Below are 23,468 nucleotides of genomic sequence, written 5' to 3' on the forward strand. Positions count from 1 at the left end.
CATCTCTGACGGCGATCGGCGACCGATGCCCGCGCACAAATTGAGGCCTCGCGCCAGAACTGATAACAGCTCCTGTAGCGGCCGAATTGGCCGGCAGTTTGTCGGTACAGTTTGCTGAGTCCCGATCACAAAACGAACGTACTCCTCCTCCTTGGGCGCAACGTCGCGATGTGCTTCCGTCTCAGGTCTTTTGAATATTCCACATTTTGAAGTACCCTTCGCTATAGTCGATCAAGCCCTCGAGGGTCTTCACACGTGCGATTGGCAGCGCGGACTGGCCCAACCAGACGCTGCCGACAAAATCCCACCACACTCGTTGCATCTTGCGGGCCAAGACTTTGCGATCTTCGACCGTTGCGGTGGCGGGCCACTCCGCGCGGAGAGCTTCGTATTCGTCGTTTTTCGGCCAGCCGATCCATGCCTTCTCGCCGTTGGCCGCGGTAAGATCGCAGACCATCGGGTCCTGAATGCTGCTTGTACCCCAGGGTCCGGTGAAAATGCTCCAGCCACCATCCTGAACGGGCCCCTTGTTTGCCCGTCGCTTGACTAGTCCGGCCCGATCGCTCATGGCAAGCTCGGCATTGATGCCGATCCTTTGCAGAGTTTGCGTTAGCAACGGAGCGATGTTACCGCCCGCTGTTAAGATCACGACCTTTTCGCCGGCATAACCAGCCTCCTTGAAAAGTCTCCTGGCTGCTTCCGGGTCACCGTTCTTCTTGTACCAAGCGGTGTTTTCATCGTTGGAATAGACCGAGCCGGTCCCGAACAGTGAAGTGCACGCGCCAGTGTATTTTGGGTTACCGATCTCGGCACGCATGAATGCATCCTGACCGATGAGATGAAGCATTGCCTGTCGCGCCTTGACGTTGTCGAAGGGTTTTTGCAAGAAGTTCATGCGTAGAAACCAAACCGAACCAAGTCGGTTCAGGACCTGAAGCGCCAGATCCGGGTTGCTCTCGATTAGCGGGAAAAGGTCAACTGGCGGATTTTCAAGGAAATCGATCTCGCCAGCCTGCAAGGCTCCAATCGCGGTCTGCTGGTCTGGCATAATGTCCCACACCACACGATCTACCTTGACGATCTTCGCGCCAGCGAATCCATCCGATCGCTCTTTACGGGGTACGTAGCTATTGTTGCGATCGTATGTGAAGCTCGAGCCAGGCCGGGCGAGCGCCTCATTGAACTTGAAGGGCCCCGATCCAATATTCGCGGTTACTTGTTCGGTCGAGGGGCGATTCGCATCTTTCTCACGCATGATAAAAAGCGGCAAGCCGTTCTCTGATGCCAAAATATCGATAAGAAGTCCCAGCGGCTCCTTGAGGAGGATGGTGAAGGTCTTGTCGTCCTTTTTCGAGATGTCTTCGGCCCGAGCCATCATCAACTTTCCGGCAGTGCTGACCTGAGCCCACCGGCGGATCGAAGCCACGCAGTCGGCTGCGCCAACCTGCGTGCCATCGTGCCAGGCGAGTCCGTCACGCAGTTCGAACGTGTAAGTCTTTTTGTCGCTGGAGACCCCCCACTTTCCGACCATCTGTGGCTGCGGCACGCCCTTCGAGTCCATCGCAAAGAGCGTGTCGTAGATTGCCGAGCCATGGGTTTGCGTCGCAGTGGATGTTGTGAAAAACGGATCGAAAGCGACAAGAGGGCTCGCCATAACTAGGCGGACTGTTCGAGCGGCATTCGGAGCATTTTTCGCTCGCAGGGTCCTCGGCATCGAGAATGCCGCTCCAGTCGCCAAGCTCGCCTTGAGGAGTTCGCGTCGAGATACTGCCATATTTCATCCCCCTGGTATCGTTTCGGTTGCCTTCGCTGTCAGGCAGAGTTGAACAGCCACTACTGCGCAACCAGCGGGTCATCCCCATCGTTACCAATAATCAAACTCGGCCGCTGGCTTTGCTCGAATTCGCCCCCTTTGCGAGGTAATACTGCAGAAAAATGGCAAGCGAGCCAGAATCTCGCGTCGCGCCGGCTGAGCAGAGCGCTTCTGGTCGCTCACCGAGTACAATCCAAACCACGAGTCCCCTAAGCGCCAAACGTGCTGGTCGCAGGCCGAATCATTCGTTGACGCTTCGGCGACAATCGCGTCGGCATCGACGGCGACCAGATTCTAATAGGCCGCTCGCTGCAAGGGGTCATCACCTGCGACTGCGTCGATTTGCAAGTAGACAACCAAAAACCCTTCGGGCCGGTAGCTTGGCTCTCGCCATTGCCAAGCTCCTCGACGCGGATCAAACGCATGACGCATATCAAGGAGCGATTAGGCGGGTAGCTGAGGTGTGCGTGGATAGCCACCAAGGACGATACACCTTGTCTAATATTAGGCACGACGACGGCGATCCGCCCTGTACCGACCTCGGCCAACCAAAATATGTTTTGGAACTCCCAAAAGCGGGGCGCTCACTGTTGTGGAAGGCTTTGGTTTAATCGGTGTTCATATTTTGAACTCGAGGAATAATTGCGGTCGGCGCTCGCGGGACAATTTGACTACGCTTCGTGGAGCTCTCGCGATCAGCCGATTCGGAGCAGCTATGATGAAGCAATACGTCGGGCTGGACGTCTCGCAACAGGGAAACCGCTGTGTGTGGTCGGCGAGATTGGGAAGCAATCTTCGAGAGGAACGTTAACTCTGATCTGGGCGCCTTGACCAGCCTGCTTCGCAAACATGCGCCTCATGCCGAGCGTATCGGATTCGAAATAGGCGCGATGGCGAGTTGGCTTTGGCATGAACTCCGTAGGGTCGGTCTTTCAGTGGTCTGCATCGATGCTCGGCAAGCGCACGCAATGACGCGCGAGGCCTAGCCGAACTGGTACGAGTGGGCTGGTATCGAAAAGTCAAAGTCAAGAGCGAGGAGGGTCAGAAGGCCCGCGCGCTGCTCGTCGCAAGATCCCGACTCGTAGCCATCCCTCGTGATATCGAGAACCAGGTTCGGAGCCTAATCAAAGAATACCGGTTACTGTTTCTACGCGCGATAGCCTGCAGTTCCGCAACCTGTCGTGAGCTGTTGAGCGAAGGTCATCGGCTCCTCGGCGTAATCAATCCGCTTCTGTGCATCCATGAAAGATCTGCAACCAGCAAACCAAGTCGACGATGAAGTCCGTTAGCTGGCGAGGTCGGATGAGACGACGCGTCGCCTGATGACGGTTCTTGGTGTCGGGACGTTCGGCCATACGATCGATGCCCCGCCGCGCTTCCGATGAGCAGCGAGCGTCGGCGCCTATCTGGATCTTACACCTCGGCGCAACCAATCTGGCGAAGCTGACATCAATGGCAAGATATCACACTCGGCGACAGGCTTCTCCAAGCGTACGTGTTCGAGGCAGCGACTGTTCTGCTTTATCGAACGAAGAAATGGTCCTCCCTCAAAGCCTGGGGACTGAAGCTTGCCAAGCGGATCGGCATGAACAAGGCGAAGGTCGCCATCGCCCGGAAGATCGCCGTGATCCTCCATTTCGTCTGGATTCACGGAACATCGTTCGACTGGGGCCACGCAAAGGCTGCCCGACCTGATCATATCTTGCGAGCTCCCAGCCCGGAGCGCCGGGCTGGCGATGTCCCGCTGGGACGGTGGCTGTGGCGACCTCGGTCAATCGGCTGGTGGCAGCTCGTCCGCACTCCGCTGTACACGTTGAGGCGCCCGACCCGGACATCATCATGAGGCGCTGCGCGACCTTGGAACGGATCATGACCCCAGCGATGGCATCGACAGGTCAACCATAGGCTTACCCAATGCCTCAGCCGCGCTCGCGCCGTCTCCGCAACCTGACCAGCTCCGACGGCACGAGCGCTACCGACATGCCGTTGGAGAGTTCAAAAAGGAAGCTTGACAACAATCGACAATTAAAGGACAGCTGCGGGGCCTGTCGGTCTGTTCGACTAGTCTAGCCCACACCGTTAAGCGCCGATCCGACAGACCGAGGGTCTGCCCCTGATCCTTTGTACGCATATCGAGGCTTTTCCAACTCTTTGAGGAAGCTAGGTGCCTGTCCCGCGACCTTCGTCGAAAGCGCTGTGAGCGAACGGCGCCACGGTTTCACGCTCTTCGTCAACTTTGCGCTGAAGCTGATGCGCGAGAAAGGTTCTAAGCCGCTGACGTACCGCTTCTGCTTTCTCGTCCGTCCATTCATAGAAGCCCTTTCCAGTTTTCATGCCGAGATGTCCATCGGAGACGAGCTTTTCGAGATAGGGATGGGGCCCCCGCGTGATGTCCAAGTCGAGCATGACATTGCGATGTATGTCCAGCGTCAAGTTCAGGCCGACCATGTCGGATTGTTCGAGGGTGCCAAGCACACCCAGTCGTGCACCGAAGCCGAGCTTGATGACGCGATCCACGGTTTCTGCGTCGCACACGCCATTTGCGACGAGAGCGATTGCCTCGCGTTTGAGCGCGTGCTGAAGCCGGTTGCCGATAAACCCGGGTATGTCCTTCAGCACGCGGACAGGTTCTTGGCCAACTCTTGCAAGCAGAGCCATCATTCGATCGGAAGCAGCCCGGCGGGTTGCGGCAGTTTCAACGACCTCTACAAGGGGAATCAGATAGGGCGGATTCCAGAAATGGGTACCTAGCACTCGCCCCTTATCCCGAACTGGCTGCGCAATCGTCGTAATCGGAATGACCGAGGTGTTAGAAGCCAAGAGTGCTTCAGGCTTGGAATAAACGTCTAACGACCGGAAGATCTCCTGCTTAAGCGCCGAGTTCTCCGGCGCCGCCTCAATGATCACATCCGCACCAGTCACACTCTCTCGCAAGTCGGTCGAAAAACTCACCGCGCCAGCATCGGTGCTGTCCTGCCCGAGAAGATGGAAGATTCCCTCGATCTCATGCCGCGCTTTGACCAATGCATCGGCGCTCATGTCGCAAAGCGCTACCGGGTACCCATGTCTTGCGAAAAGCTGCACAATTCCATGTCCCATTAGGCCCGCACCCACGACTGCAATTCGTTCAATCATCTCTTTTCCACATCATAGCGGGCGAAACGGTGTTCTATGTCAGCCATTTCGCACCTACAGCTAAAGGTCTATCCTGCCGCAAGGACGAAAAACGCTGAACCCTGTCCGGGTGTGCATATATCCAGCAAATCTCCTTGCTTTGGCACAGAAGTTCTTCCTGAAAGTCTGGGTTCATCGAGAGAGAAATCTTCGCATAGCTTCGGGATCAGTGGAGCGAAAGCACCACCATCCTCGCCCCTAATATTCCGAGCCGAAATCGGAGCGTTCATGGCTCACCGGGCTGCGTAGTCGACCCGGCTATTCCCGGTAGCCCCGCGGCCGCGACGTGCACCGCGGACGGCGGTGTTGGAAAGAGTCTAACCCGATTGGTCGCAATCCCCGACAATCACGTCGTGTGCCTTAGGCGATGTTGGCTTCGGCCTCTAAGTTGGTGCCTCGAGCTCCAGCATCCGAAGCTGGCTTCGCTGACGAGGAGCGCATGTTCCAGCCCGGCTGACACGCGAGGGGATAAACACAGATGATCAATGGAAATAGTGCCATTCAGAGAAGCCCGATACGCACGATGGGGTAAGTTGCGCACCCACTTGTGATTACTCGGACGGATCGGCCTCAAGTAGCAGCGATCAGCCAAGCATCCATTCCTTGAAACGGCGGGAAACGCCCTCAAAGTTATCGGCCCAGTAGGTATCGTTGATGAGAAGGTTGTTCGTATTGCTTAAACTCGACTGCCATTTCTGAGCTTCAGCCGACAACATTTTTTGAGCATTTTTGGACACCGGACCAACAGCAGTCTCATTCACTATCTTTGCCTGAACATCTGGACGCAAGTAATATGCGATGAGCTTCATTGCGCTTTCCTTGTTCGGTGCGTCTTTGAGCACTGCCACGCCCTCGGAAGAGATCAGATTCTGTTCGAAGGAATAGGCCAATGGCTTTCCGCCCCCCGACTCAGTCGTTGCCTTGACCCGATTTGAATAAGTGTAGCTGAAATCAACTTCACCGTTCTGCACAAGCGAGACTGCTTGAGGCGTCGCATCCACTCTGACGGCGCTTGATTTCATCTTGTCGAGCGCTTCGAACGCGCGATTCAAATCCAAAGGATACATGTTCTCAGGCAACACGCCGGCGCTCAATAGAGCCAGCTCCAGGACAAGATCAGGGGAATTGCGCAGGATACGACGTCCTGGGAATTTTTTAATATCGAAATATTCGACGAAATTCACCGGATGCTGTCCCGGTCCATATTTCTCCGGATCCCATGTTATTCCGGTGGAATAGGTGACGGAGGCGATGTTATCGCTTTGTGGTGCGATGGCAAGATCATCGACGTCAAACAAGGAAAGATCGAGTTTTTGCCAAAATCCCTGCTTTGATCCAAAAATGATTCTCGAGCGCGGGCCGGTAAAGATGTCCCAATCGACGTTACCTGTAAGCAATTGGGCCTTGATTTTCGCGAGCTCCGGTGCAGGAACGAAGCCGACCTTAATTCCCGTTTCTTCGGCGAACGGCTTCATCACGTACCTTGCTAAGGCGTCTTGATAGCTTCCACCGTAAGAGACGAACTTGACTGAATTGGTCGCGGCACGCGCGGGTCGAACCACCATGGGCGCCGCAAGTGTGCCGGCCGTTACAGCAAGGAAGGAGCGGCGTGAGACTCTTGGTAAGGACCTGTTCATGTCGTTTTCCCTCTCTGCCGACCGCTAAGCAGGCGTCGGATTGCGCAAACATACGAACGAAACGTCTGCGCAGTATTTGACCTGATCTTTTTCGAAGCTGCGGAATTTCTGCACCATTCGCGAACTTTCGTGTTCCAGAGGCGCGGCCCAGGTCCCAAGACTTGGTCTGCGTGCACTGCTTCCGACCCCGGCGCTCGCGTGTAAAGAGCAACGCAGTTTCTGCGGAACTAGTGAGCGTATACTCCGACACCCGATCTGATAGACGCAAAGACGAGAGGCCTGCCACACATTCAATATAGCAGACATTCATTCGCGAGATCCACCTACAAAGTATGATCCGACAACGAGCTATAATCTGTCCAACACTCCATCCTGCCTAACGGCTCGCCTAGGCTGTCGATGGCATTGAGATCCTCTCGAGGAGTAAACACCACCGGATCGAGGTCGCTCGTTGCTAACGGTCAAGTGCGAAGCACTTGCCCCAGTTTTAGCATCTGGGGCAAAACGACGGCGTCGCTGACCGCGCTCCCAGCCACCGGGTGAGAGGCGAAGCGCGCGATGACCATTTCTGCCTTCGGCGCGACATAGAGGCGCTGGCCGTGAATGCCCCGAGCTTCGAAAGCGTCCAGCTCGTTATGGGTCACCCACCACTGACTTCGATAAGAATAGCCGGGCAGATGCCTTATACCCGCCTTCGCAAACTTCTCGGGGGCGCCCCCGCGCTGGACCTCATGGACGGCCGCCGCCGAAATGAGCTGCCTGCCATTCCATTCGCCTTCGCGCCGCATCAACTCACCAAAACGCGCGAGGTCACGAAGGGTCGCGCTGAGACCACCGCCTGCGACTGGCATGCCGACGCAGTCGACGAGGACGTGGCCGTCCTGCTCGCAACCGAGCGGCGCCCACAGGCGCTCATGCAGAAGCTGGGCGAAGGAACGCCCCGTCACGCGCCCCATGATCCAGCCAAGTACGCCCGTATTGATGCTCTTGTAGGCGAAGATCTTGCCGTGCGAGCCCGCCTTACGCACCGTACGCAAGTAGTCGCACATCGTCTGCGGCCCAGAATAACCAGCTGGTCGTGGTTGCCAGCCTGTAGCTCGCGAATACATTGTCGCCGCGGCACCTTCGCCGGAGTCGCTTTCCGTGTAGGCCACACCTGTCTCCATGTCCATCACTTGGCGCAACGTGGCGTCGCCCCATGCAGTGCCGGCCAACTCTGGAATGTAGTGCGGGATCAATCTACTCTCGTCGAGCACCCCTTCCTGCGCCAACGAAGCAACAAGGATACCGGCGTATGACTTCGTCATCGACATACACGCATGGGGTAGCTCGTGGGAGAGTGCGCCGACGTAGCGTTCGTACACCACTTTACCGCGATGCAGCACCAAGAGGCCATCGACATAGGTATCAAACAGCGCCTCGTCGAATCGGCGGGTGCGGCCGTTCATGTCCGCGAAGGTCAGCGCGTCGATGTCGGCAGCTTTATCACTGTGCTCTAGTGGCGATGGCACCTTCCCGCCGTGCCACACGCTGGCGGTTGGCCAAAGCTCGCGCATGTGCGACAAGGACCACCGGATCTGCGGGAAATCCATGAAAGTGTCGCTCTCAAACGTGATGCGCTTGTCTTCTGGCGGGGGCGCGCCGTGCATCCAGCGGAGTTCATTTGGATCCGACAGGCGATCGTTCAGATAGCGCTTTCCGTCGAAGTCGAACATACCCTTGGACACCCCCTTGTCGTTCATGCGTTTGCTCCTACTCTCGCAATGCTATCTGACTTGTAAGTTCGAACTCCCTTCATAATCCGCTTAGTTCCTTAAATTGTGCATTTACTTGCGAAAAGACGAAGGTTTTCCGTAAATGAGTTAAGTCGCTAGCCCAGTGCTCGGCACAAGAGAACCGAGCTCGGCAAACGCGCCGCGGGGACCGTCTTTTGTGGGACCAGAGCGACTCGCCGTCAGCTAAGTGAAGCTACGCGTGTGCTTTACGACAACAGCGACTAGCAACTAACCAGCCCGCGCGTCGCTCAGACTTTCTGCATGTTCCACATCTTGATATAGGTCGTTGGATCCGGAATTAGACCCGATAGCGATTTCCGATGCGCGGCCGGCAACATAGAGCGGCCCAAGTAGACCATTCCAACGAAGTCCCACCACGCCTTTTGCATTTGGCGCGCGAGCGCCTTGCGCTCCTCAGGAGAATTAGTTTCCGGCCATTTGTTTCGAAGACTTTCAAACGTGTCATCCTTCGGCCAGCCAATCCAAGCTTTTTCGCCATTTGCCACGAGCAGATCGCAGCCAATCGGATCATCGAAATCGCCTGCGCCCCACGGTCCCATAAAGATATTCCAGCCACCGTCCTGAACAGGCCCCTTGTTTGCCCGGCGCTTGACGATCCCGGCTCGGTCGCTCATGGCCAGCTCGGCGTTCACCCCGATCTTTTGCAGGGTTTGCGTCAGCAGGGGGGAGATGCTGTTGCTGTTTGAAGTGATGATGACGACCTTCTCGCCGCTATAGCCAGCTTCCCTGAAGAGCCGCTTGGCTGCTTCCGGATCACCGTTCTTCGTGTACCAGCCAGTGTTTTCGTCGTTGGCATAGATCGATACCGCCCCAAACATAGACGTGTTCGGGCCAGTGAATTTTGGATTACCGACTGCGGCGCGCATGAATGCTTCCTGATCGATCAGGTGAAGCATCGCCCGCCGCGCCTTGACGTTGTCGAACGGCTTTTGTAGGAAGTTCATGCGCAGAAACCAGATACTACCAGCCGTGTTCAAAACCTGAAGTGCCAGGTTAGGGTCGCTCTCGATGGCGGGGAAAAGATCGACTGGCGGATTTTCGATGAAATCAATCTCACCGGCTTGCAAGGCTCCCATGGCTGTCTGCTGATCCGGCATGATGTCCCACACGATGCGATCAACCTTGACCTCCTTCGCTCCCGCGGATCCGCTCGGCGGCTCCTTGCGTGGAACATAATTCGCGTTCCGATCGTATGTGAAGCTTGAGCCCGGTCGAGCGAGAGCTCCATTAAATTTGAACGGCCCAGACCCGATGTTCTCGATTACTTGCTCGGTCGGGGACCGATTTGCATCCTTCTCGCGCATGATAAACAATGGCGACCCCGCTTGGGTCGCCAGAATGTCGATGAGAATTCCCAGCGGTTCCTTTAGCGTGATCGCGAAGGTCTTGTCGTCTGTTCTCGAGATGTCTCTTGCTCTGTCCATCATAACGCGTCCGGAAGGACTCCGTTGAGCCCACCGGCGGATCGAAGCCACGCAGTCTGCAGCGGTCACGCGCGAGCCATCGTGCCACGCCAAGCCATCGCGGAGCTCGAACTTGTAGGTCTTCTTGTCGCTGGAAAGACCCCAATTTCCGACCATCTGCGGCTGCGGCACTTGATTGGAGTCCAACGCGAAGAGCGTGTCGTAGATAGCGAAGGCATGATCTTGCGTCGTGTCAGACGTCGTAAATACCGGATCGTACGCCACGAGAGGATATGCCAGAACCATGCGCGCTGTCCGTGCAGCCGTGGGTGCGGTTTGCGCCCTCAGAATTGCTGGCATCGAGCATGCCGCTCCGGCGGCCAAACTCGCTTTGAAGAGTTTACGTCGCGTGATCGTCATCTTTCTGTCCCCTTGTGGTATCGCACTCGGTTTCTTTTGTCCGCATAGCCAGCGACCTTGGAAAGCCGCAGTTTCTCCCCATGGTTTCAGCTTTGACCACGCTCGGCGCAGATTTTGCGCGAATTTACCCGTCCATTCTTAGAAATCCTGCACAACAGCAGCAGGCACGCTGCAATCATGCAAGTTCGCGTTTGGGCGACGGACCTCGAGACACTGCCGCACGCAACCACCACACGACCAACGAATTAACTAGCTTCTTTGCCGCTCGCGCCGAAATCATTCTTTGACGACCTGATAGACGACCGGCCGGTTTCAGGGATGACTGCCAGGAGCAGCTCAGCGTTCATCATACCAAACTCTCGACGCCAACGTTTTGGCTGCTAGAGCGAGCGACATAACGGCTGGTGGTCGGGCAAGGGCGCTCATTGAAGCTGGACGGTCCCGATCGACTACTCGCGTCATCTTTCGGTGGTCGACCGCATCCTTGTCGCGCATGATGAGCCGCGTCCCGTCTCCGGTGCTCGGATATCGATGAGAAATACTAGACGCTCCTTCCGCTCGTCGTGCTCCCCTTAGAAGCAGCTCAGCATTTGCGCAGCTAGTCGATGCGGACGAGATGCGTAGCAATCACCACACGGGCTCGTGGCTGTCGGATGCTGGTGGCGCACCGCACATCAAGCCGAGGTTGCGTTCCCTCAAATTCGAGAGTGCCCACAACCTTGTCGTCCATACGCCCATTGGCCCCGAAACTGCGATCAGTCAGTACGGCGATTCCGCGAGCCTGGATGCTTACAACAAACCGCATGATCGCACCGTAACCTAGCGCGTCGCCCGATCATCTGGTTAGATGACCTACACTGCTTCTCGTTTTACTGAAGTTACCATTCAGCACGTGTTCGTGGAAATCGATTGGCTCGTCTTGCTATCCCAAAGCGCAGGAACAACACAACCTGTGCCGATCCGAATACACACCACTCACGGTAGATGCGGGAAGACACGCGCATTTGACATGGTCAGGCGGCAGCATGAAGCTGGCTATGTCGCGCAACGCGGGGCCCGTCATGATCAGCATTTTCCTTGTTCCATGCGGCGGCCCCGCTCAGCCGAACTCTCATGCGTGCAAGGCTTTCATAACGGGTAAAGGCGCGTTCGGCCGGCGGTTGCTACTACAGATTTCTGCCGTCGTTCAAGATGCGCCTCAAGACCATCTCACGCGCTTGCTTCCTTCGCGTCGTAGTCCGCCTCAATTTGAGGCAGCGAGTAAAGGGTTGGCCAGCTCAATCGGTTGGGCGCTCGGGTTGGTCGCCGGAGCCCGTACATGACAGGCGACTATTCGACCGTCCTCCATGGGCGCCAAGCGCGGCACTTCGAGGCGGCAGCGCTCAACCGCCAGCGGGCAGCGCGGGTGAAATGCACAGCCGCTCGGCGGGTTCACGGGGCTAGGCACCTCGCCCTCTAGCTGCACTTCTGGTCGAACCCGGGTGGGATCTGCGACCGGAGCCGCCGCGATAAGCGCCTCAGTATATGGATGGACGGGTCTAGTAAAGAGCGGCTCGCAAGAAGCGAGTTCGACGATCCGCCCCAGATACATGACAGCTACACGATGCCCAATGTGCTCCACGACGCTGAGGTCGTGCGAGATGAAGATGAACGCGATGCCCATCTCTTGTTGCAGATCCATCAGCAAATTAAGGATCTGCGCTCTAACCGAAACATCAAGCGCCGAGACCGCTTCATCGGCGATGATGAGTGACGGCCGGAGCGCCAGCGCACGCGCAATGCCAAGCCGCTGCCTTTGACCGCCGGACATTTCGGACGGAAGCCTGTGCATCATCTCCGGTGACATTCCAACCCTTCGAAGAAGGTCAGCGGCAAGGGCATTGCGCTGCCTGCGGTCGAGACGCTCAAAATTCTCGACCGGCTCGGTGATGATCTGCTCTGCGGTCAAGCGGGGATTCAAAGACGAATATGGATCCTGGAAGACCATCTGCATCCGGAGGCGCCATGCACGTAGCGCGCCCTTCTTGAGGCCCGCAATGTCGGTCCCATCGATCATCACTCGCCCGCCTGTCGGTGCAACAAGCCGCATCAGCAGCCGCCCCACGGTTGATTTACCGCAGCCGGACTCGCCGACGATACAGAGCGTCTCGCCGGCCTCAACGGAAAATGACACATCCTCCACTGCTCGCACCAAACCGGCGGTGTTCTTCAGAAAACGTCCACCCAGCCCGTAGTGCTTGGTCAGATTCTCGACCTTCAGCAGAGGACCACTCATGCGCTCACCACCTCTTCTGCGCGCCAGCAAGCGGCGGCGTGGCCGGGGGCAAGATCACCAAGGGTAGGCGTTCTCTCGTGGCAAATTCCTATCGCGAGCGGACAACGCGGCGCGAAGCTGCAGCCGACAATTGGCTCGCGCAGGCTCGGTACGATCCCGGGAATTTCGGGAAGTCGGCGCATTTGACCGCGGCGTCGATCCGGCACTGATCGCATGAGACCCTGGGTGTAGGGATGCGCGGGGCGCGCGAACAGCTCCCTGACGCCCGCGTGCTCCACGATCTTGCCGGCATACATGACGATCACGCGCTGGCAAGTCTCGGCGACGACGCCCAGATCGTGGGTTATGAATACCACAGCTGTTCCCATGCGCTCCTTCAGATCTATAATCAGCCGCAGAATTTGCGCCTGGATGGTCACGTCAAGCGCGGTGGTCGGCTCGTCGGCAATCAGTAGTTCGGGCGAGCAGGCAAGGGCCATGGCGATCATAGCGCGCTGTCGCATGCCACCCGACATCTCATGGGGATAGTTCTTGACACGGCGTTCGGGATCCCCAATGCGGACGAGACGGAGCATCTCTCCTGCCTTATCCATGGCCTCCGAGCGGGACGCTTGCGTGTGAATCTGCACAGCTTCAGCGATCTGGTGCCCGACCGTATAGACTGGGTTGAGGCTGGTCATCGGCTCCTGGAAGATCATGGCGATCCTGTCACCACGGATCCGCCGCATCTCCCGGTCAGACAGCTCAAGTAGATCACGTCCATGAAAGCGGATCTTGCCACCCACGGTCTTGGCCGTTTTCGGCAGCAGACGTAGGATCGACAGCGCGGTGACACTTTTCCCGCAACCGGATTCGCCGACGACGCCGAGCGTCTCGCCTTTCATGACCTGGAAATTGATTCCGCCCAAAGCACGGGTCACGCTCTCTTCGCCGAAAAAATGTGTTTCCAGGTCTCGAACATCGAGAAGCACGCCATCCTTGGCCATTTCATGCAGCGGCATGTCAGCGCCTCCGGTGCGCGCGGGGATCAAACAGGTCTCGCAGGCCGTCGCCGAGTAGATTGACGGCAAGAACCGTGACGGCAAGGCAGATGCCTGGGGCGAAGACCGTCATCGGGGTGATTGCGAGATACAGACGCGAACTCGCAATCATGTTGCCCCAGCTCGGAATGTCGGGGGGAACGCCCACGCCGAGGAAGCTCAGTGCGGCCTCGGTCAGGATCGCGCTGGCACAGACAGTGGCTCCTTGAACCATGAGCGGCGGAAGTGTGCTGGGCAGAATATGCCGCCAGAGCACTCTCGGCACGCGGGCCCCCCCGCAGATCGCGGCCTCCACATAAGGACGCTCGCGAACGCTCAGGACCACCGAGCGAACCAGCCTTGCCAAGCTTGGTGTTTGAGTTATCGCGATCGCAATAATGAGGACGCCGATCCCGGCGCCCGTTACAGAAATGAGCGTAATGGCTAGCAGCATCGTCGGGATTGACATCAATGCATCCATGAACCGCATGACAGCGCTGTCGAGGTTACGGTTGTAGCCCGCGACGATGCCTATCACGAGTCCGCCTACGGTCGCGCACACCGCCGATAGCAGCCCGACCAAGAGAGAGATTCGTGCACCGAAGATTGTTCGTGCAAACACGTCCCGGCCCAAATCGTCGCGCCCGAACCACATTGATTCAGAAGGCGGCTGAAGCCGCTTGAGCGGATCCATGGTCAAGGGATCGCCGGCAACGAGCGGGGCGGCAAACGCCATGACGATTAGGAGCACCAACAAGGTACCGCCAATCAGGACGAGAGGGTGACGTCTTGGTATTCGAGCAAGCTCGGATAGCCGCAACCGGCCGATCGGTGCGGAAGCAGCTGTATCGGAGATGAGAGCCATATTAGTACCGGATGCGAGGATCGATCAGCGTATAGGCGAGATCGACAGCAAGGTTTATGAGGACGTACAAGCCTGAGACCAGGATGAGCACGCATTGAATTAGGGGATAGTCGCGATCCTGGATCCCCTCGACGATCAGGCGACCCATGCCGGGTAAGTTGAACACCGTTTCCGTGATAACGACCCCTCCGACCATGTGGGCGAAGCTCATTCCGAGCACGGTCAGGATAGGAACGCCAGCATTCTTCAAGGCATGATGAAAGAGCATGGCATAGGTGGAAGCGCCCTTTGCGGCGGCCGTTCGCATAAAGTCCTCTGATAGAATCTCGAGCATACTGGCCCGCGTGATCCTGGCGAAGAAAGCAATGTGTGGAAGGCTCAATGCCAGCGTGGGCAGGATCAAGCGCCAGAACCAAGGCGCGAAGCCGTGAGCAATTGGCGCATAGCCCTGGACGGGAAGCCAGTGCGCCTGGATTGCGAAAAAGTAGACAAGAAAATAGCTTGTGACGAACCCAGGTACAGAGTAGGCGAGCGCCGAGAACATTGTCAGTGTGCGGTCGATGAAGCCGCCGGATCGCCAAGCAGCAAGGATGCCCACCGAGACACCGGCTGTTACTGAAAGGATCATCGACAGGACTGCCAGCGAAATGGTCGGCTCCAGTCGCTGCGATATGAGCTCGAGAACCGGTCGGTCGGCAAAGATCGATGTGCCAAAATCGCCCGTGAGCATAGCCCACACCCAATGCAGAAACTGAATCGGCAGCGGGGCGTTCAATCCCAAGCGCTCACGAATGGCTTCGACCATTTGAAGCGAGGCATTCGGGCCCGCGATGACCCCAGCGGGGTCTCCTGGCGCAAGCCGAAGCAGCAGGAATACAATAATCCCGACCATCACCATCACTGCGATGGCCGATAATACTCTGCGACTGATATAGCTGGCCAACATGTGCGCCGCCTCAGATCTTCTGGATTTTCCGCATCTTAGAATACGCCTCAACGGCCCCCTGGCGATAGGCGAAAAGGCACGTCGAGAAGTTCAAGGGCAAGCCAGATCGCCGCCCCCAAACTGACGGTTCCAGTGAACTCCAATCGCACTTTCTGAACATTGTCATAGCTCAGTCCCCTTGGTACCGATTCCCGTTGCAACGGAGCTCGAGTTTTCATCCTTATCTTCAGCTTTAACCGAGCTTGCTGCTGGTTTTGCCCGAACTCGAACACCATCGCTGAGGAATACTGCGCAAAAGCCGCCAACGCGCTGGAATCACGCGATCCGCGCGGGTGAACGGTCGACGATCGTATACAACCAAGCAAGCAAACCGGATGCTACCGTATCGCTCCCTCCGACGACCGCGATCATCACCATCGGATCAGACGGTTAGGAGATACTTTGAGACGCGAAAGCCGAACGCCGCCGAAATCGTGCAGCAGCTTCTAACGTAGAGATCGGGCCTCAACGACTCGGAAGCAAGGAGAACGTGTACCTGGCAACAAACCTCCATCATGGGAGATTTAAGAACAAGCGTGGTGCCAAGCGCGACGGACGCGTGTCGTCGTGCCCCCAGGTCCCTTATTGTGCATTTGCTCGCCGCGAACGTGCAAGGTGGACAAGCGAACCATGCTGCTGGGCGGTACCGGTTGCCCCCGCATCCCTGCAAATGAGCCGCGGGATTGCGCGAGTTTCTTCAGGAGGAACGCCCGCTTGAAAACCCTTTCCGCCCTTCAGCCCGAAGCGTCCCGCCTCGCACAGCGCGTCTCCTATTACAGCGTCTTGCCGACCGACTTGCGAATGCGCCAGTCGAGATCGTTGCCGGAGAGGTCGTGCACAACAAAGGGGCCCATTGGAACTCGAAGTCGTTATAGGCCTTGTCAACCTGTTGAGGCAGCGCGCCTTCCAGGAACAGATTTTCGAGCTGCGCGAGTTGAGCGACATGCATGCGATCGCCGACAAACCCTTAACAGGCGCGGACGAGGACCGGCACCTTGCCGATCTGCTTGCCAATGGAAAGTGCGGTAGCGAGCACGTTTGGCGCAGTCTTCGCGCGGCGCACGATTTTCAGCAGCCGCATGACGTTGGCTGGGGAAAAGAAATGCATGTCAACGAAGTCGATTCGGCGACTGGTTACAGCCGAAATCTCGTTGACGTCCAGGAAGGACGTATCGGTGGCTAGAATGGCGCCAGGTTTCGCAATTTTGTCAATGACGCTAACACCCGCTTTTTCAGCGCGATGTCCTCGAAAACCGCCTCAATGATTATGTCGGCGGTCGGAACGTCCTCATAATGCGTCGTGCCGCTGAGAAGGGCCATGCGCTGATCACGGGCTGCCGCAGCAATTGAACCACGTCCGACCGAGACGTCGTAGTTGCTACGGATGACAGCAAGGCCTCGATCCAGCGCTCGACTTCGAGAATGGTAACGGGAATGCCTGCGTTCGCGAAGGACATGGCGACGCCGCCGCCCATTATGCCGCCGCCGATCACGGCGACCTTGCTGATGTCGCGGAGCTTCTGGACTCTCCCCGCGCCCACGCCCTTAGCAGCTCTCCGTTCAGCGAAGAATAGATGACGTTGTGCCTTGGCCTGGGACTCGTTCTCCAGCTCGACGCAAATCGCGCGCTCTCGCGAGCGCTTCGAGCCCGCGCACTCTCTTGGTCAGCTCCTTCGCGCGGGCCTCGACCGCCGATAGATCGGAACGCGTCGCCGCCAGCTTTTCGTCACAGTCTCGCACCAGGAGGGCAAGTTACCGCGGCAAACGAGCTCACGCGCATAGCGTTTAGCACCGCCGCGATAAGATCGAGTTCAAAAATGCGATCGATGCCCCCTAATTCCGCTTCTCAAGCGGCGGTGATTGGCTTGCCCGCGACGGTGATATCGAGTGTGCTGCTTCCGGACCTGTAAGGCGCGGTAGACGCTGCGTGCCGCCGTCGCCAGGAATAATGCCTATTTTCACCTCGGGCGGAGTCAATCGCGCATCATGAGACGCCACGCTGGCGCGGCAGAAAAGCGCTAGCTCGAAGCCGCCATCCACGACCCAGCGGTACACCGGCGCTACAATGGACTTCGGGAGTGTCTGTAGCGTCGGTTGACGGTGGCCAGCTCAGGCCCCTTGTATACAGCTTTCCCATTCCGGCATGTCCGCACCGACGCTGAAGCTGGCACCTCCCCCGGCGAGCACGACCGTACTGATGGCGCGATCATCGCCGGCACGATCTAGCGCTTCAATGATGCCGCTCAGGAGTGAGCGACTAAGCACATTGACCGGCGGGTTGTTGATCGTGACAATCGCGACGCGTCGTCTGCCAAATAGCTAACCACATCGTTCATTCGCTTCCCTGTTAGTGCAGCTCGTCTCGACCTCACTTGCATGTGATCGATGCTTACTTTCAGATCGCGCCGCGCTAATCGCCGATTCTACTTTGGCGAAAAGCGTTTGCCGCCGTATCCTCACGGCCTTGAAGACGAATCCGATCTCCCCCGATCTGGTGCTTCTTGCATCGAGGTCGATCTCGTTACCGAGACGATCAGGCCCCTCACCGAGCGGATCGAAGCAGGTCGCGATCATAGCGACGGAATAACTCTACTCTCGCAGGGTACGATCCGCCGCCCGCGTGGTCACCCGAACTCCAGTGGGAGACGCTCATCATCGCATGTAAACGCGGATCGCGGCGCGTCTGAAGTTAGAGCTTTCTACATTGGTCGGACTGCTCCGAGCGATGAGCAAGAACACCCTGGAGGATTGCATAGGGCCAAAAACAGAACATGGAGCTCATTTGCCATCTGTCGAGATTTCCTTGGTGGTGTGGCAATCAACCGCGATAAGCTCTGCACCGTTCGCTGCAAGAATGATAGGGTTTATATCGATCTCGTCGGCAAGATCTCAGCAGAGCGCTCCGAACTTAACGATGCAATCGGCCAAACGTCCAGGTCTGCCTTTGCTCCACCGCGCGCGCCGCGCAGAACGCTTGCCGCACGCAGCTGCCCGATTGCTGCATGGATGTCGGCCTCATCGAAGGGCGGCAGCAATACTCGGATATCCTTCAGAGCCTCGACCCAGATCCCATCCAAGCCAAAGGCGATAACTGGGCCGAATTGAGGATCGAAAGTGGCCCCGAGCATCATCTCGTGCGGACTTGGCCATCTGCTGTACAAGAACGCGTGCAAGCTCCGCTTCGGGACAGCGCAACCGAACCGAAGCCATGATGCTGTCGAAGAGCTCCGCAACCTCGTTGGAAGAGGAGACGTTCAACACGACACCACCGACATCTGTTTTGTGTGCATTCGTAGGTGATACGATCTTCATGGCCACGGGCAACCCGAGCTGCTGCGCGACAAACGCTGATTCATCCGCTCTAGTCGCCAGCGCTTCGCGGGCAACAGGGATGCCGTAGAGATCAAGGAGGCGCTTTCCTTCACATTCCGTTAGGATCTCGTTTTTGGCATCACGCATGACGCGTACCGCCTCTGCATAGGAGGCACTTCGCTTACCCCAACGGCGCAGAGAGGCGATTGCTCGGCTTGCGCGTGCGCAAGAACTGCGAGTATCCAATCAGCAATGAGAGCGCCTTTAAAACAGCGCCCATCCCCTGCAAGAATGGAATGCCATCGAAATCGGTCCTTGGCTCGACCATTGCAAATTGCGGTTCATCGATGGATGAAGTGATATGGCCACTAGCCAAGCTCATCACTGGAAAGAGCACCTCCGACGCCGCCTCTACGGCACCCTTCAGCGCCTGCCCGAACGACGAACGCATATCGATTGGCCCGGGTAGCCGTGCGCCCAGATGATCACGTCATAAGCGCTGATGGTAGGACTTTTTTGGGATTCATCGATCACATGCGTGTCGTAACTCTGCCCCGCGAGGTCAAGCGGGTTGACACTCCCGAACTCCGGAACGATTCCTTCCAGCTGCGCCTTCGCTGTAGCGGGAAGGGCGGCAAACTCTATACCGCAACGTTCGGCGAGATCCGATAGCATACCGCTCGCGACACCAGACAAGGAGGCCAAGGCTAGGCGCCCTCCACGTGAGCGCTTTGTCGAGGATAGCGCCGCCGCTGTCTCGATCAATCATCTATCGTATCGACCCGGATCACGCCGAGCTTCGTCGGCACCGCATCGATCGCGACGTCCGCCCCACTAGCGAACCGGTATGAGCAAACGCCGCTCGACGAGCCCCCTCTGAGCGACCGACTTTGATCATCACGATCGGCTTGCCCTTATCGGCCGCGTGCTAGCAGGCCTTCATAAACTCTCGGGGGCATTTGAACTGCTCGCAGTAGCAAGCGATGACGCGTGTATCCTCGTTCGCGACGAGGTAATTGATGAAATCTACGACATCGAGACAGGCTTCATTGCCTGTGGTGACCACGCGGGCCATACCGATTCCCCGTGCGAGCAGCGGCTGGAGCAGACCCATGACAAGCATCCCGCTCTGCAGCACGGCACTGAAACCGCCAGCCTTCATGGTCTGGAATGGCGCGCCCGGCTCGTTGAGCCTGTTCGCGGGGTTCAGCAATCCGTAACAGTTTGGACCAAGAACCGGAATACCGATCCGCGCGGCCCAATCGGCGAGGTAGGCTTGCTCCGCTATCCTCTCCCCTGATCGGCGAAGCCGCTCGATTTGACCTGGATCGCGCCCACGTTGGCGAGAGCGCAATCATCAAGAACCGACGGGATGGCGTGGCCGGCGATACCTATGACGGCATGCTCGACCGGATGCGGAATCGTCGTCAAGCTCGGGAAACATGGCACGCCTTCAATCTGCTCGTACCGCGGGTTCACTGCTACGAGCTTTCCCGCGTTGTCCGACTTCGGGAGGGTTTTCAAGAAGTCTGTGACGAAGCCGCCCTTTTGAGGCGTCCCAATGATCGCAACAGATTCCGCCTTGAAAAGCCCGGCGATCCCACGAACCACCTGCTCTTGCCGTCCCCCTCCTAATCGCCGGAGCCGAGCGCTTGCCGCGGCGCACGACCAAGCTTCATGTCCAATTGTCGCCCTCTCGGTCGCCGTTCAATACTCGATCTCAGTTTCCGCCACATTTATCCGCGAACAGCACTGTGCTCCCGGCTCAGACGGCTCCAGCGAGCTCAGCGTCAGAGCCAAAGGTAAAAGCAAGGAGGATGTTGCGCGCTCAGAGGTTGAAACGGATTTAGTGGCACCAGATCTGGTAGATTCCGTTTGACCACGTCCCCCCAACGCGCAATTTGCGCGTGGTCGCACGGCTCTTTTCATGATCGCGCATCGGATATTGTGCATGGTTGAGAAAGATCGGATATTCGCGAGCCAGCTTGGATGGCAAGAACAATGACGCGGTTCAATTCTCTTCAACCTCAGGCCGCAAAAACAAAGTGAGACACGCCCTTCATTCTTCGTCAATTGAGCCACCCGAAGTGTCAGACGATAGTGTTCTCGCGTGGAACACGTCCAGATCATTCGGAAGCGATCACCAGAACAGTGACGGCGCCGTACGCTTGGATGTGGGGATCAACACTGAGCCCAACAAGAATTGAGTCCTAGAAGAAAATCAAATGACTTTGGTGCGGCGTTCCGAAAACCTTTGGGAATTTCGCGATACGCGTAACGTTTACGTTCTAAAGAGCGGAGCAGAATGTCTCCTATGGAGCTGTCTTGCACCACCTCGCCGCTATCGGCGTCGAACGTGCCGACTAGCACACTCACCATCACAGGGATCAGTGCTGAGGAGCGCCGGTGGTGCAAAGGGTCGGTGCAACAACTGCCATGCCCGAATACGAACGTCACCTGTTCGATAATGTCGAGGCTCAGTGGCAAGCTCGGCGCCTGTATGACAACTACAGAATACATCTTTCTCGTTAGGCGAAATCTTCCGGCTGATGCGGTTTTCGAAGACTACGGCGTGTTTGCATGGAAGGAATTCAAGCTCCATGTCCTGCCGGCCAAGGGCCACACTTATGGCAAGATCAGCCTGATCGTAGAAGTGGACGGCAAGCGGATCGCCTTTACCGGCGATCTGATGACAACCGGCGGCCGGCAATATCAACTTCACGCCATGGAGTATGACTATGGCGATCTGCTCGGAAGAATTTATATTGCAGTCGATTCTTGCCTTGAAAAAGGAGCAAGTCGGGATTGCTTATCCCTCGCACGGGGAGCCGATAACCGAGATCCATTCAGATATCGAAACGTTTGGATCGAGGCTCGAGGCACTCGCCAATATGGGCAAGCTTTTTACGTCGGGTCGCATTAGCCACTTCGATGACAAGCTGAATTTGCGTGAGAGCAGACTGCGGCCTGCGGCCTATTACGGAGCATCTGCTGTGGGCTGGGCCCTACATCTGCTCAAACTTCTATATTGTTCTGAGTAGGACCGGCCAAGAAATGCTGATTGACTACGGTTCTCCTCTGTTGGTCATCTCCCTTGCACCTCGGATCACGATAGTCGCCAAGCCTTGCGATTTGTTCAGCATCATCTTGATCAGCTTCGCAAAGCGGATCTGGACGGCTTCAAGAGCATCTTGCAGGTCGACGGCTATGCCGGCTACCGCGGGCTGGCCGATCGTGGCGACGTCCGCCTTGCGTTCTGCTCGTTGCATGTACGCCGCTACTTTTACTCGCTGTCCCGGTCCGTCGGCCATCGTCAGCGAAGCACTCGAACGTATCGCCGCGGTCTATGCTGTCGAGAAAGACACCGCGGTCGTGATGCTGACGAGCGTCGAACCGTCAGCAACAGAGAAGCCGTCCGCTAGTCGACGGGTTCGAGCCTTGGGCTGCATGCAAAGCTTGGTTTGATCAGTCAGAAGAGGAAGCTTGCCGAGCCATCCGCTTCGCACTATCTCACTGGGAAGGGATGACGCGGTTCATCGACGATGGCCGCATCGAGCTCGAACAACAACACCGTCGAGCGATCTATCCGCCCGATCGCGCTCAAATCCCGCTGCTCGGAAACGCACAGATCGATTCGCTTTGCTAATTGTGGGCAAGTGTCGATCATCGAGCACCGCCGCAGGCGCCATTCGCACTCGCGCGTATCCTCGGCTTCATTCAGTCACCTGACGAACGGGCGATCAGCATCGACGAGATCGTGAGAACAACGTTTCCGATCCCGGCCCGAAAACCGATCCCGCTCCAGCTTATGACGTTCTTCATCGCGGTCAGCCAGGTTACCCAAAGTACAAAAAAGCCAAATCTCTCCGATTTGGCCTTCTTGAGAAACTAACATGGCTCTAGATTGGAAGAGCCGTCATCGAAGCTGAGATCCGATCACTTCTCGGCGCGCGCGGCCCAATCCACCGGATACAGGGCGGTGAACGTCTTCGCCTTATCACCTTCGTACTTGAAATGAGTCCCCTTAGGTAGCCGAATTACGTCGCCGAACTTTGCTTCGATGACACGGTTGAACTTTTCGCCGGTGACGATCCGCAAAGTACCGTCGAGAACGACGGTTGCCTGATCGTAATGTGTCGTCCACTCGATAGAGCAAGCATCGTAAGTATGCATCGACGCGCCCATCGTCTTGCTCATATCTGGAGTGATGAGGCGGCATCTGGACCCATATCCTCCGCTCTCAGGATACATTTGCTCGTAGACCATATCCTTGCTCTTCAGAAGACGCACATCACCGACCGCACCATCAGTTTGTGGGTCTTCGGGCCGAGTTCGCCAATCAACCGGATACAGAACGTAGAATATGATTCCCTTCTCTCCTTGGTATTTGACCCGATTGCCTTTGGGAAGCCAAACCACGTCGCCAAACTTGGCTTCAACTGCACGGCTATACTCCGGGCCCCAAAGAATTCGAACATTCCCACCGAGAACGATGAATACCTCGTCGTATTTCATCGTGCTCTCGATCGAGCAACCGTCATAGGTGGTAACACCAGAACAGAGGGAGTTGCTGTTTGCTAAAGTGAGCAATCTGCACGCCGAGAAATGGCCTCCGGCATGAATATATCCTCGCGAAAATACCATTTCAGAATTCTTAAAAAGCAGCGTTTCATCTGATGCAGTCATCATGTGGTCCATATCTTTAATTAGCCCTATTCCGGGGCTGTTAGATGTATCGTTGTCGGCCCCGCCGGGTCGAGCATGCGACT

Annotated in this window: 17 protein-coding genes and 4 pseudogenes; 3 read left to right on the forward strand and 18 right to left on the reverse strand. The window is 57.1% G+C overall.

All coding sequences use genetic code 11. The features are described 5' to 3' along the window. Positions 1-181 precede the first annotated feature (181 nt). The 16 genes and pseudogenes from NLM27_RS26230 to NLM27_RS26300 form a co-directional block, all read right to left on the reverse strand. The gene (locus NLM27_RS26230; protein ID WP_254146054.1) at positions 182-1,774 is read right to left on the reverse strand and encodes an ABC transporter substrate-binding protein; all 1,593 of its coding nucleotides are present in this window, start codon (positions 1,772-1,774) and stop codon (positions 182-184) included. Positions 1,775-3,973: 2,199 nt separating this feature from the next. Next, positions 3,974-4,948 carry a 3-hydroxyacyl-CoA dehydrogenase family protein gene (locus NLM27_RS26235; protein ID WP_254146055.1) on the reverse strand — a complete coding sequence of 325 codons (975 nt, stop codon included), beginning with the start codon at positions 4,946-4,948 and terminating at the stop codon, positions 3,974-3,976. A gap of 623 nt (positions 4,949-5,571) precedes the next feature. Further along, positions 5,572-6,624, reverse strand: a complete 1,053-nt coding sequence (locus NLM27_RS26240) for an ABC transporter substrate-binding protein (RefSeq protein ID WP_254146056.1) — start codon at positions 6,622-6,624, stop codon at positions 5,572-5,574. Positions 6,625-7,085: 461 nt separating this feature from the next. Further along, positions 7,086-8,366, reverse strand: a complete 1,281-nt coding sequence (locus tag NLM27_RS26245) for a serine hydrolase (RefSeq protein ID WP_254146057.1) — start codon at positions 8,364-8,366, stop codon at positions 7,086-7,088. 281 nt (positions 8,367-8,647) lie between these two features. Beyond that, positions 8,648-10,243 (reverse strand): ABC transporter substrate-binding protein, encoded by a 1,596-nt coding sequence (locus NLM27_RS26250; RefSeq protein ID WP_254146058.1) that lies wholly within the window; start codon positions 10,241-10,243, stop codon positions 8,648-8,650. A gap of 1,243 nt (positions 10,244-11,486) precedes the next feature. Then, positions 11,487-12,518: an ABC transporter ATP-binding protein gene (locus NLM27_RS26255; protein ID WP_254146059.1), complete on the reverse strand. Its 1,032-nt coding sequence runs from the start codon at positions 12,516-12,518 to the stop codon at positions 11,487-11,489. Next, positions 12,515-13,519 carry an ABC transporter ATP-binding protein gene (locus tag NLM27_RS26260; RefSeq protein WP_254146060.1) on the reverse strand — a complete coding sequence of 335 codons (1,005 nt, stop codon included), beginning with the start codon at positions 13,517-13,519 and terminating at the stop codon, positions 12,515-12,517. Before NLM27_RS26260 ends, NLM27_RS26255 begins: the two co-directional genes overlap by 4 nt. A 1-nt stretch (position 13,520) precedes the next feature. Beyond that, entirely contained in the window at positions 13,521-14,402 is an 882-nt protein-coding gene (locus NLM27_RS26265) for an ABC transporter permease (protein ID WP_254146061.1), read from the reverse strand. A 1-nt stretch (position 14,403) separates the two neighbouring features. Next, on the reverse strand, positions 14,404-15,345 hold the full coding sequence (locus tag NLM27_RS26270) for an ABC transporter permease (protein ID WP_254148928.1): 942 nt from the start codon (positions 15,343-15,345) through the stop codon (positions 14,404-14,406). 1,009 nt (positions 15,346-16,354) lie between these two features. Continuing rightward, positions 16,355-16,862: pseudogene (locus NLM27_RS44100) on the reverse strand (3-hydroxyacyl-CoA dehydrogenase family protein). A 358-nt stretch (positions 16,863-17,220) separates the two neighbouring features. After that, a pseudogene (locus tag NLM27_RS44105) lies at positions 17,221-17,682 on the reverse strand (enoyl-CoA hydratase/isomerase family protein). A 569-nt stretch (positions 17,683-18,251) separates the two neighbouring features. Further along, positions 18,252-18,518, reverse strand: coding sequence for an acetate--CoA ligase family protein (locus NLM27_RS44110; RefSeq protein WP_375142275.1), 267 nt, complete (start codon positions 18,516-18,518; stop codon positions 18,252-18,254). Continuing rightward, positions 18,403-18,846, reverse strand: coding sequence for an acetate--CoA ligase family protein (locus tag NLM27_RS26285; protein ID WP_254146063.1), 444 nt, complete (start codon positions 18,844-18,846; stop codon positions 18,403-18,405). Before NLM27_RS26285 ends, NLM27_RS44110 begins: the two co-directional genes overlap by 116 nt. A 34-nt stretch (positions 18,847-18,880) precedes the next feature. Beyond that, entirely contained in the window at positions 18,881-19,150 is a 270-nt protein-coding gene (locus NLM27_RS26290) for a hypothetical protein (protein ID WP_254146064.1), read from the reverse strand. A gap of 336 nt (positions 19,151-19,486) precedes the next feature. Then, positions 19,487-19,861, reverse strand: a pseudogene (locus tag NLM27_RS26295) (hypothetical protein). A gap of 122 nt (positions 19,862-19,983) precedes the next feature. Continuing rightward, the gene (locus NLM27_RS26300) at positions 19,984-20,310 is read right to left on the reverse strand and encodes a CoA-binding protein (protein WP_254146065.1); all 327 of its coding nucleotides are present in this window, start codon (positions 20,308-20,310) and stop codon (positions 19,984-19,986) included. A gap of 889 nt (positions 20,311-21,199) precedes the next feature. Between NLM27_RS26300 and NLM27_RS26305 the strand changes: the two genes are divergently transcribed. The 3 genes and pseudogenes from NLM27_RS26305 to NLM27_RS44120 form a co-directional block, all read left to right on the forward strand. Beyond that, the gene (locus tag NLM27_RS26305; RefSeq protein WP_254146066.1) at positions 21,200-21,622 is read left to right on the forward strand and encodes an MBL fold metallo-hydrolase; all 423 of its coding nucleotides are present in this window, start codon (positions 21,200-21,202) and stop codon (positions 21,620-21,622) included. Positions 21,623-21,890: 268 nt separating this feature from the next. Continuing rightward, positions 21,891-22,121: a transposase gene (locus tag NLM27_RS44115; protein WP_375142326.1), complete on the forward strand. Its 231-nt coding sequence runs from the start codon at positions 21,891-21,893 to the stop codon at positions 22,119-22,121. Positions 22,122-22,153: 32 nt separating this feature from the next. Beyond that, a pseudogene (locus tag NLM27_RS44120) lies at positions 22,154-22,201 on the forward strand (hypothetical protein); the annotation flags it as partial. 3 nt (positions 22,202-22,204) lie between these two features. Here NLM27_RS44120 and NLM27_RS44125 read toward each other — a convergent pair. Both NLM27_RS44125 and NLM27_RS26315 read right to left on the reverse strand, forming a co-directional pair. After that, positions 22,205-22,366, reverse strand: a complete 162-nt coding sequence (locus tag NLM27_RS44125) for a hypothetical protein (RefSeq protein WP_375142276.1) — start codon at positions 22,364-22,366, stop codon at positions 22,205-22,207. Positions 22,367-22,635: 269 nt separating this feature from the next. Beyond that, positions 22,636-23,388, reverse strand: a complete 753-nt coding sequence (locus NLM27_RS26315; RefSeq protein WP_254146067.1) for a hypothetical protein — start codon at positions 23,386-23,388, stop codon at positions 22,636-22,638. Positions 23,389-23,468: the final 80 nt, after the last annotated feature.

This window comes from Bradyrhizobium sp. CCGB12 (assembly GCF_024199845.1).
Taxonomy (GTDB): domain Bacteria; phylum Pseudomonadota; class Alphaproteobacteria; order Rhizobiales; family Xanthobacteraceae; genus Bradyrhizobium.